The organism is Aggregatilinea sp. (assembly GCF_036822615.1).
Classification (GTDB): domain Bacteria; phylum Chloroflexota; class Anaerolineae; order Aggregatilineales; family Aggregatilineaceae; genus Aggregatilinea.
On sequence record NZ_DAISHJ010000154.1, the window covers coordinates 1 to 10111 of the forward strand.

11 protein-coding genes are annotated in these 10111 nt (G+C 63.1%); 2 read left to right on the forward strand and 9 right to left on the reverse strand.

Translation table 11 applies throughout. The features are described from left to right. Positions 1 to 797: hypothetical protein (locus V7116_RS23740; RefSeq protein ID WP_324394476.1), on the forward strand; the 797-nt coding region annotated here is incomplete at its 5' end. On the opposite strand, the gene V7116_RS23745 is transcribed toward V7116_RS23740, so the two are convergent. The 7 genes from V7116_RS23745 to V7116_RS23775 form a co-directional block, all read right to left on the reverse strand. Then, complete coding sequence (locus V7116_RS23745) at positions 785 to 1147, reverse strand: cupin domain-containing protein (RefSeq protein WP_324394477.1); 363 nt, start codon at positions 1145 to 1147, stop codon at positions 785 to 787. The two genes, V7116_RS23740 and V7116_RS23745, sit on opposite strands and share 13 nt — an antisense overlap. 3 nt (positions 1148 to 1150) lie before the next feature. After that, on the reverse strand, positions 1151 to 2035 hold the full coding sequence (locus V7116_RS23750) for a substrate-binding periplasmic protein (protein ID WP_324394478.1): 885 nt from the start codon (positions 2033 to 2035) through the stop codon (positions 1151 to 1153). After that, positions 2022 to 3182, reverse strand: a complete 1161-nt coding sequence (locus tag V7116_RS23755) for a beta-galactosidase (RefSeq protein ID WP_324394479.1) — start codon at positions 3180 to 3182, stop codon at positions 2022 to 2024. Before V7116_RS23755 ends, V7116_RS23750 begins: the two co-directional genes overlap by 14 nt. A gap of 73 nt (positions 3183 to 3255) precedes the next feature. After that, positions 3256 to 3483, reverse strand: a complete 228-nt coding sequence (locus V7116_RS23760; RefSeq protein WP_324394480.1) for a hypothetical protein — start codon at positions 3481 to 3483, stop codon at positions 3256 to 3258. Next, positions 3480 to 3725: a hypothetical protein gene (locus tag V7116_RS23765; protein ID WP_324394481.1), complete on the reverse strand. Its 246-nt coding sequence runs from the start codon at positions 3723 to 3725 to the stop codon at positions 3480 to 3482. The genes V7116_RS23760 and V7116_RS23765 overlap by 4 nt, the downstream gene beginning before the upstream one ends. Continuing rightward, complete coding sequence (locus tag V7116_RS23770) at positions 3725 to 4165, reverse strand: hypothetical protein (protein WP_324394482.1); 441 nt, start codon at positions 4163 to 4165, stop codon at positions 3725 to 3727. The genes V7116_RS23765 and V7116_RS23770 overlap by 1 nt, the downstream gene beginning before the upstream one ends. A 239-nt stretch (positions 4166 to 4404) precedes the next feature. Further along, on the reverse strand, positions 4405 to 6123 hold the full coding sequence (locus tag V7116_RS23775) for a hypothetical protein (protein WP_324394483.1): 1719 nt from the start codon (positions 6121 to 6123) through the stop codon (positions 4405 to 4407). Between the two features lie 204 nt (positions 6124 to 6327). Between V7116_RS23775 and V7116_RS23780 the strand changes: the two genes are divergently transcribed. Continuing rightward, positions 6328 to 8025, forward strand: a complete 1698-nt coding sequence (locus V7116_RS23780) for an Rqc2 family fibronectin-binding protein (RefSeq protein WP_324394484.1) — start codon at positions 6328 to 6330, stop codon at positions 8023 to 8025. 85 nt (positions 8026 to 8110) lie between these two features. Here the strand turns inward: V7116_RS23780 and V7116_RS23785 are convergent, their stop codons facing one another. Continuing rightward, the gene (locus V7116_RS23785) at positions 8111 to 8920 is read right to left on the reverse strand and encodes a polyphosphate kinase 2 family protein (RefSeq protein WP_324394485.1); all 810 of its coding nucleotides are present in this window, start codon (positions 8918 to 8920) and stop codon (positions 8111 to 8113) included. A 33-nt stretch (positions 8921 to 8953) separates the two neighbouring features. Further along, positions 8954 to 10111: glycosyltransferase (locus V7116_RS23790; RefSeq protein ID WP_324394486.1), on the reverse strand; the 1158-nt coding region annotated here is incomplete at its 5' end.

Below are 10111 nucleotides of genomic sequence, written 5' to 3' on the forward strand. Positions count from 1 at the left end.
TCGATCCGATCTCCGAGCCAATCGATCTCATGGAGGAGGATCTGCCCGGCACGGCGACCGCGCAGCCCGGCCAGCACCTGCCAGTAGCGTACGGCGCATACGGGGAACTCACGGCGGTAGTCGATGACGAGGCGCTGCGGCGGCTGGTGGCGCAGATCGAGGCGCTGCAGGACGAACTCGCACAGGCGCTCGATTTCGATCCGGCAGCGGTCGAGGAGTGGCAGCGCCAGCTTTTTGAGGCACACATGCACCTGATGCAGTCGCGCACGGCCTACGAAGCCGCGCGTATGACGGTGGTGGGCATCCAGACCGAGATGAACCGGCAGCGGCAGGTGCGCCGGGACGTGATGCGCTACCGGCCCTTGCTGCTGAACTACATCGTGGGGTGGGGCATCGCGTGGGGCGTGCTGATGGCCCTGAAAAGCATGGTGGTGGGCGTAGCGGACACCATCGGCCTGTCGCTGGTCGCGGCGGCCTACTATCCCACCCTATTCGGCATTCTGGGCGCGCTGGTCGGCAGCTTTTTGGCGCTCGAGCGGCACGCCGTGCGCGAGCGCGACTTCGATCCGCTGTACATCACCGGCTATCTGGCGAATCCGCTGCTGGGCGCTGCCGCCGGGCTGCTGACCTTCCTCGCGTTTGGGCTGGCAAATCACAACGCGCTCGACGGAACGACCACGGACCTGGAACGGATCGTGCTGTGGATCGCGGCGGCGGTCATCGGCCTCAACCAGTCCGCGATTTTACGCCGCGCGGCGTCGCTGTTCAGGCACGGCGCACCGGATCAATCCACGTAAACGCTGTTGCTGGCTTCCCACGCGGGAACACAAATCGCCAGAAAGACCAGATTTTCATCGTCGGCGTTGAAGATCTGGTGCACCTGTTCGGGCAGGATGGCGATGGCATCGCCAGGGCGCAGGGTGGCCGTGTGCTCGTCCACCTTGATCTGTCCCGTGCCGGACAGGATGTAATAGCTTTCTTCCGCAACTGGATGGTAATGCTTCAGCGAGGCTTTGCCCGGCGGCAGCACGATTTGAGCGAGGCTGTAAGTGTCCGTGCCGCCCGCCGCGCTGCCGATCATTTCGTGCACGATTTCACCGTGGTCGGCCTGGGTTCCGGGGATGCTGCGCGCATTGCTGATGTGCATGGTCTAGTGCTCCTCATCGTCAAGGGTGTCAAGGGTGAGCCACCGATCGAGGATGGCGTCCAGTGTACCGTCAGCTTTCATGTCGAACAGGATACCTTCTACCGCATCGGTGAGGCGGTAGTTGGCGTCGCGCATGGCAATCACGTATTCGTCCGGTACACTGGTGTGAGCCACCATTCTAAGATCAGGATGCGCTTGAGTATACAACCGCGCGCTGACCGTATCGACCAGCGCGGCGTCCGCCTCGCCGTTCAGAACGGCCTGCATGGCGTCGTCGGGCAGCATGAAGCGGTTCACGTTCAGGACGTGCAGGCGGCGCTGCCAGCGCTGTGCGGCAAGATCGCCCGCCGAGGCCAGCTCGACGGCGAGCGTTTTGCCGTCTAGCTGCGACATGTCATCCAGGGGCGCGTCGAGCGGCGTGACGAGGATCTGGCCCGCGTCGTAGTAGGGCTGCGAATAATGCACCCAATCGTCCTGTGTGGCGGAATAGCGCAGCCCGGCGATCACGAAGTCCACGTAACCCGTATACAGCGAATCGTACAGCCCGTCGTACCCCATGATCAAAAGCTGCGGCTCGACATCCAGCCGCCGCGCGATCTCGCGGGCGATGTCGGCCTCGATGCCTTCGATGCGTTCCGGTGTCCATTCCGCGAAGGGCGGGTAGCTGGGATCGATGCCGACGTACAGATCGCGGTTGATCTGGATGCGGTGCCACGCGAGATCGATCGGGCCAAAGCGCGCGCCGGGGCGGGTGAGCCGGTAGAGGGCCAGAGCAGTCAGCGCCACGACCACCAGCAGCACGATGCCCAGCATCCGCCGGTGCGCCCACGCCCAGCGAACCCAGGCGATAGGCTGCCGTCTTGCTTCGCGTGTGTCAGGGGGCTGCATAGGGATTCGGCCAGCCGCGCGCGTAGGCCTGAACGGCCTCGTACATCGGCTTGAGGTAAAAATCGGACGAAACGAGCGAGAAGTAGGAATCGCGGCGGTTCATGAGATCGTTGGGCTGGCGGAAGATCCACAGGCACATACGCTCGGCCCAGGGCCAGTCCTCGACCATCTCGAAGGCTTGCAGCGTGTAGGTGATGCGCTGGCCGGGCCGTACCGCGTTGGTCCAGCGCGGATCGTCATTCCAGCCGCTTTCGGTGATGTAAACCGGCGTGTTCGCATCACCGTGCTGTACCATGACGTCGCGGATCAGCTCGATACGGCGGAAGTTGATCGTGTCCGGGAAGGGCGGATCGTCGGGCGGCAGGGTAAACCCGTAGGTGTGCACGGCCAGCGCGTCGAATGTGCCCGCCGCGCCTGCCTCGTACATGCGCTCCAGGTAGCGAATATCGTTCATGCTCGATCCGCTGTCTTCCGGCTCGATGGTGGGAGCCAACGCGCCGCCCATGACGAGCACACCGGGGGCGCTGGCATGGATCGCATCCGACGATTGGCGCAGCAGGTCTGTGTAGCTTTCGGGATCGACGGGACGGCCTCCCCATTCGAAGCTCAGATTTGGCTCATTCCAGATGATGATGCCGAGCAGCTCGTCCTGGTAGCGCGCCGCGAACGCGCCCGCAAAAGCGGCGAATTCGTCGTAATAGTCGTCGGTGAGGTAGGTGAATGTGGTGACTTTTTCGTCCACGGGCGGGCGGGTCCAGTCCGGCGCGAGCCCGAGCCGGGCGATCACCTGGAGGCCCTGGTTGGCGGCGTGCTGTATGATGCGGTCGGGGTGGGACCAGTCGTACGTGCCGCGCTGGGCTTCCACGTAGGGCCAGGGGAAATATTCTACGATCGTGCTTGCGCCCATCTCGCGCACCAATTGGAGCGTGTGCTGGATCTTCCATTCTTCCACTTCATCGGTGAGGCGGGTGTGCATACACACGACCGGGTGCTCGGTTTCAACCGTTTGCGGCGGGTCCAGAGTTACGCGGAAAGGGGCAGGGGCCAGGGCGCGCAGCACGGCTCCCAGGATCAGCAGGCGGGCAATGAGCGCGGCGGGACGGCGCAGGCGGAGCAGCAGTAAACGGACGGCAGCGAGATTAACCATAACGGAAAGGGCGCATTACCAGGCGCAAGATACGCCGGATGGTAACACGCCCAGAGGTTCCGTGAAAGGGGATTCAGTCGTCGGACGCAAGATCCGCGATCTGGCGGGCAATTGCCAGCAGCGCCACGCCGAGGCGTACGACGTCCATCGTGCCGATGCGGCTCGGCTCCGGCTTACCTTTGTCTTCGGTGGAACGGACAAATAAATAGGCGGAAAGTAAGCCGAGCGCGAGGCCCCCGATGGCCCCTAACAGGTAGCTGCGGCCTTTCCAATTCGACACCACGGGCAAATTATCTGTCATCGATTCAACCCCTCGCGGACGGCCTGTTTCACCTTTTCAAGCGTGCTCTTGCGCCGCTCGCGGACGGTTTGGGCGTAGTAGTATGCCGCGATCAGGCCGACAAGCAGCGCGACCACACCACCAATAAGGTATGCCCACACCTGGGCATCCTGTTCTTCCAGGGTGTCGATTACGTCCGAAACCTGCTGCTCTACATTCTTGAGCACACCCTGATCCTGCTGGTTATTGTTGGCTTCACTCATCATGACTGCCCTTTCTCCAATTCGGACTCAGGCTCTTGCCAACCACGGGCCATGGACTCCAGTCGTGCGATTCGCGCATTCATGGCAATCAGGGGCTTCACGGTGCGCGGCGCGATGCTCTGGGTTTTTTCTGCGATCTGCTCGGTGACACGGCGCACGAAACGCAGCGGGACCTGAGCCTTTGAATGGGCCATTCCCGCACCGGCGGCCATCGCCGCAAAAAGCACGTAGGGCACGATGCAGATCAGCACCATCGGCAGCAGAACAAACGCCGACGCGAGGATGCTCATTGCCACGGTGATCTGCTTGCTCACCATGCCGCCCGCCGCAACGGCCACAATGAGAATGACGGCCAGCACTACGAGTCCCAGGGCAGGAATAGCAATGGGCGCGACGATGCGGAGCCACACATCCCGGCGATGCTTACGAATTGGGTCCATAACCTCTCACATGGTTTGCTTCGGTTGCACGTACCCAAATTCTAGCACAGCCGGGGGGCACTGTCGCAACCCGGCTGCAGGTGATCCGGTAGTTTATTCCTGAGCGTGTGCCCAGGCGTCACGTTTTTTAAGGACAATCCCCTCTCCAATTCAGATTGGAGAGGGGGAACAAGCAATGATAAGGGCGCATGAGCGCCGCCAGCTTGGATGCGGTTCGCCCGGCAGGCGTGTGCCTGTTTCTAGTCCAGCACCGAGATGCGGTAGAAGTAAGACGCGTCCTGCTGTTGCGCTTCCCACTGGACGTGCACGATCATGATGTAGTCACCCGGCTCTGGCGAGATCACCAGCTTGAGCATATCGTCGCCCGCCTCGTGTGTTTCGGGCGTACCGGTGGCTTCGCCCTGCTCGCTGCGATACTCGACGGTGATGCTGGACGGCTGCGCGCCGGTCAGGGTGAACTCGACGGTGAGGCCGCGCAAGAACAGGATGCGCTGCGGCGTCGTCTCGGACGATGGTACGTTCACGCAGACATGCTCGCCCCAAGTTACGACCTCGCAGAACTGGTAGCCGACCGGGTTATAGTCATCGCCCGCATAGTTCAGAGTCAGCAGCGGGACCTGAAGCTGGGTCGTGTCGCCGGGCTGCGTGGGCACGGTCAGTGTCGCGGTCGGCGTCGCTTCGATGGCGGATTCCTCAGGCGTGCGGGTGGGGCGCGACGGGGCAGAGACGGTCGGCGTGGCGAACAACACTTCTTCGGTCGCCTCGGCAGTCGGGAGCACTTCTTCCGTGGCAAGCTCGGTTGCTTCGGCGGTGGGCAGCAGGGCCTCGGTGGCTTCAGCGGTCGGCAGGACCGGCGCTTCCTCGGTCATTTCGGCGGTTGGTTCCGCCGTGACCATGATGGCTTCAGTGGCTTCCGGCGCTTCAAGGGTCTCGCCCAGGATGGTCCCCACTTCTTCAGTGGGCAGCGCTGCCGGGAGCGTTTCGGTAGCGACCGGCTCCATCACTTCTTCGGTCGGCAGCAGCATGACTTCTGTCGCTTCGGCGGTCATCTCGCCCAGCGGCTGCGCCTCAACGGGGGCCTGTGTCGCTTCGACGGTCAGCGCCATTTCCGGCGTTTCGGTCAGCATGGCGACGGCTTCCGCCGTGGCCAGTTCTTCGGTGCTTTCGGGCAGCATGACTTCTTCCGTCGCGGCGGCGGTTGGTTCCGCTGTGATCGTGACAGCTTGGGTGGCTTCGGCGGTGACTTCCGGCGCAAGCAGCGCCGCTTCGGTTTCAACCGCTTCCATCGTCGCTGCATCGGTGGACTCGGCCACCTCAAGGGTGGATTCGGCGGCTTCCGTCACGACGGGCGCGGCTTCGGTCATCGCGGCGGTGCCGATCGGCTGAACGGGCGCCGGGGTCAGCGTTGGAGCAGGCGTGACTTCAATCGTTACAGGTTCGGTCGCTTCGGCGGTGGTGCTGGGCGCTGCGGCGACCGCCTGCCCGCCCACATTCAGGCCGAAAACGTAGGAGACATATGCCTGCTGGCCTTCGATATCGGCATACTGGACATCGACCTGCACACGGTAGAGGCCGGGGGCCAGTGCTGCCGAATAGGCCGGTTCGGTCGAGACGCCGAGATCCTGCACGCCGCCGGGGCCATCCAGCAGGGTGGCCGTTATGGACGACGGCGTGCTGGCGTCACCGACGACCTGGAAGTGGATTTCTTCGCTGGACTGGATGTTGGCGATAGCCGACGGCTGAATAAGCTGCCGGTCATTGATCGCGCAGTCCAGGTTGTCCGCAGATTCGGGCCAGCAGTAGCTGTAAATCTGCTCCTCATAGGTCTGGTCACCAGCTTTGAGCACTACCGAGGGGCGCTCGGGCACGCTGCTCTTGTCGGCCCGGTCGCAGGCGGCCAGCAGCAGCCCGAACACAGCCATAAGAGCTATCAGGTGCAGGAGATGTCTGTGCTTCATAATCTTTACTTCCCCCCGATTGGTGGTGACCTACCGGTTCAGTTGGTTAAAAGTTGTTTCTGTTGTCGGAAAGGGCCCGCGAAGTGCTTTGACGGAAGGGGATGCGCGGTTCCCTCCGGTGAGTTGTTCGCATTCTAGCATCGGCCCGGTAAAATGACCAACTGACCTTTAGGCTACGCAGACCTGTTTAGAAGGTATGAGCCAATGTATTTTGACGCCGTAACCATTATGGCTTTGGTTGATGAACTGAACGATACGATCGCGGGCGGGCGCGTTCAGGATTCGGTCGAGATCAACGAGGACAGTTTTGGGCTGGAAGTGTACGCCCATCACGTGCGGCAGTACCTCGTGATCAGCGCGGACCAGCAGTTCGCGCGGGTGCACCTGGGCGGCGAAAAGCTGCGACGCGGCGTGCAGAAGCCGTCGCCGCTGGGCCTGCTGCTGCGGCGCTACGTGGAAGGCGCGCGGATCGAAGCGGTCCGGCAGCCCGCATGGGAGCGCGTGATCGTCTTCGAGATGGACGGGCCGGAGGGCGTTTTCGAGCTGATCGCGGAGCCGATGGAACGGCGTGCGAATCTGCTGCTGGTCCGCGACGATGGGATCATTGTGGACTGCGCCCGGCGGGTCGGGCCGCAGGAGAACCGCGTGCGGATCAGCCTGCCGAACCGCCCGTACGAACCGCCGCCGCCCCAGAAAACCAAGCGCGATCCGGGTTCGCTGGCGCTGACCCTGCTGGGCGATATGCTCGATGTCGCGCCGGGCGAACAGGCGCGGCAGGTGCTGACGCGGCATCTGCTCGGCTTCAGCCCGCTGGTCGCGCGGGAAGCCGTGTTCCGCGCCACGGGATCAACCACCACACGGGCAGCGGATACGAGCGCGCGAACCCTGCTGAACGTCATCGAGGATCTGTTCGGAGCGTTTGGCGCGGGGCAGTGGGAGCCGGGTAATGCGATCCAGGACGAACAGGTAGACGCATTCGCGGCGTATCGCCTGACGCATCTGGACGGCTGGACGCCCGTCGCATCGATCAGCGAGGCGCTGGAACGCTTCTACGGGCCGATGGTGGGCGAGGGGGCCTATGCCGCCGCCAAACAGCCCGTGCAGGCCGCGATCGTCGAGGCGAAGGAACGCGTCTCAAAAAAGCTGGAGTCGCTGCGGCGATCGCTGCAAGATGATGCGGCGCTCGAGCACCTGCGGCAGAGCGGCGAACTGCTGCTCGCGTACCAGTATACGCTCACGCGCGGGCAGACCGAGCTCCGGGCGCAGTATGAGGTGGACGGGCCGGAACTGGTGATCGAGTTGGATCCGTCGATGTCGCCGCTGGACAACGCCCAGCGCTATTTCGAGAAATACGACAAGGCCAAACGCGCGCGGGAAGGCGTGCCGCAGTTGGTCGAGGCGGCAGAGCAGGAACTGGCGTACCTGGAACAACTGGAAAGCGATCTGGCGCTGGCGTCGAACTGGCCGGAGATCGGGGAAGTGCAGGAGGCGCTGCAGGCAGGCGGTTACTGGCGCGGGAAGCGCGTCGCGCAGCCGGGCGGCGGAAAATCGGGTCCGCTCAAGGTGGCTGCAGACGATGGCTTCGTGATTTGGGTCGGGCGGAATTCGCGGCAGAACGATGCTGTGACGTTCGATAAGGGCACGGCGGAGGACTTGTGGCTGCACGCGCGGGGTGTGCCGGGCGCGCACGTAATCATTAAGTCCGCTGGACGTGACGTGCCGGATGGTGTGCTGCGCCGGGCTGCGTCGCTGGCCGCGTTTTACAGCCAGGCGCGGACGGAAGCACGCGTGTTGGTGGATGTCACGCAGCGCAAGCACGTACGCAAAATCAAAGGCGGCAAACCGGGCATGGTAACCTATCGCAACGAGTCGCCGGTTGAGGTCGTGCCCTCGGCGGAGTAGCGGATAGGGATCGGGGCGAGGGAAAAGTTAGGTACCTGAGCAGGGGCAGTTCACGGACTGCCCCTTTGCGTGTACGTGCAAGGGATCAGTCGGGAATCTTCACTTTGTCCAGATCCGGTTCGGGGTCAGGGTATTCCATGTGCAGCGATTCCAGCGTGCGCACGATGATGTCGGAAATAACAAGGTCGCGGTACCACTTATGATTGGCGGGCACGATGTACCACGGCGCATAGTCGGTGTTGCAGTTCGTGATCGCGTCCTCGTAGGCGGCCATGTATTGGTCCCACTTTTTGCGCACGGGCAGATCCCCGCGCGAGAACTTCCAGTGCTTATCCGGCTCGTTTAGACGATCCTCGAAGCGCTCTTTCTGTTCCTCTTTGGAAATGTGCAAAAAGAACTTGAGGATGGTTACGCCGCTGTCTGCCAGGAGGCGCTCGAAGGCATTGATGTGATCGTAACGGTCCCGCCATACCACTTCCGGCACAAGCTCGTTCACGCGGACGATGAGCACGTCCTCATAGTGCGAGCGGTTGAAAATGCCGATCATGCCGCGTGCCGGGGCGTGCTGATGGATGCGCCAGAGGAAGTCGTGGTCGAGTTCTTCGGGCGTCGGCTGCTTGAAACTGGTCACGTTTACGCCCTGGGGATTGATGCCCTCCATCACCTTGCGGATAGTGCCGTCTTTGCCGCCCGCATCCATCGCCTGAAGCACGATCAGCAGCGCGTGTTTGTGCTCGGCATAAAGCACGTTTTGCAGCGCTTCCATGCGATCCCGGTTGTCTTTGAACTGGCGGCGGGCGAGGTCTTTATCCCCATCGCCCGTATAGTTCGGGTCGTAATCGGCAAGGTGGATTTTTTTGCCAGGCGCGGGATGAATCGCTTGTTCGTGTGACATGCGTAGCTCCTGTTCCAGTCCCTCAAGGCCCGTTCAGCGCGCCACGATGCGCTTATACAAGGCGAGCAGATCGGGTACGATAATCGACCAGTCGTGATGCGATTGTACATAGGCCGTGCCCGCTTCGCCGAGCGAGCACCGCAAGGCCGGATCGCGCAGCAGGGTGATCACCGCGTTGGCAAAATCGTCCGCACGATCGGCCAGACGCAGCTCGCGCCCGTCGCGGACGTCCAGGCCCGCCGCGCCCAGACATGTCGAGACGATGGCCTGCCCAGCAGCCATCGCTTGCAGCAGCTTGAGGCGCGTGCCGCTGCCCATACGGAGAGGTACGACCGTCACCGCTGCGGCATGCAAAAACGGGTTGACGTCGGGAACCCAGCCGGTAATTTCCACGTCGTCACGCTCGCGCAGGATATCCAGGCGGGGATGGGGATTGCTGCCCACGATGAACAGGCGCGCATCCGGCACGGCGGCGCGGATCTCATCGAGGACGTGATCCGCGAACCACAACACGGCGTCCACGTTGGGCCGGTAGCTCATCGAGCCTGTGAACAGCAGCGCGTGCTCTCCCAGATCGAGCGGGGAGGCGACGCGGGCATAGGCTGCTGCGTCAATGCCGTTGGGGATCACGGTGACGTTGCAGCCCGGCAGCAGGCGATGGAAGGCGTCCGCATCTTCGTCGGAGACGGCGATCACGTGCGTCGCTGCGCGGCATACCTCACCCTCGAAGCGGATCAGGCGCTGCCACTGGATGCGCGAATAGAGCCAGCCGGGAAGGCGCTTGAGCGAGCCTTTTTCCGCATCATAAATCGAATGCTGAAGCTCAAACTCGGCGTTGAACGAGTCGTAGATGACGGGCGTGTCCGGCTGGGCCGCGCGAATCGCGGGCAGGTACGCGGCCATCTCCAGGCTTTCGATCTGGATCAGATCGAAGCGCTCGTGGGCGAGCAGATCGCGGAGCCGGGCTTCGTAGAGAGGCGAATAAAAGCGACGCTGCATATCGGCGGCACTGGAAAAAGCCAGGTCGCGCAGGCGGTCGCGGATGGCGCGGCGCGGTGGCTCGATCGTGATGGCGCTGGCGCTGGCGCAGTAGGTGTCGAGCGCGGGCTGCGCCGCGAGGCGCTGGGCGTCCGTCGCAAAGGCGAGGATGTGGACCTCGTGCCCGGCGGCATGCACGCCGCGCGCCAAGCC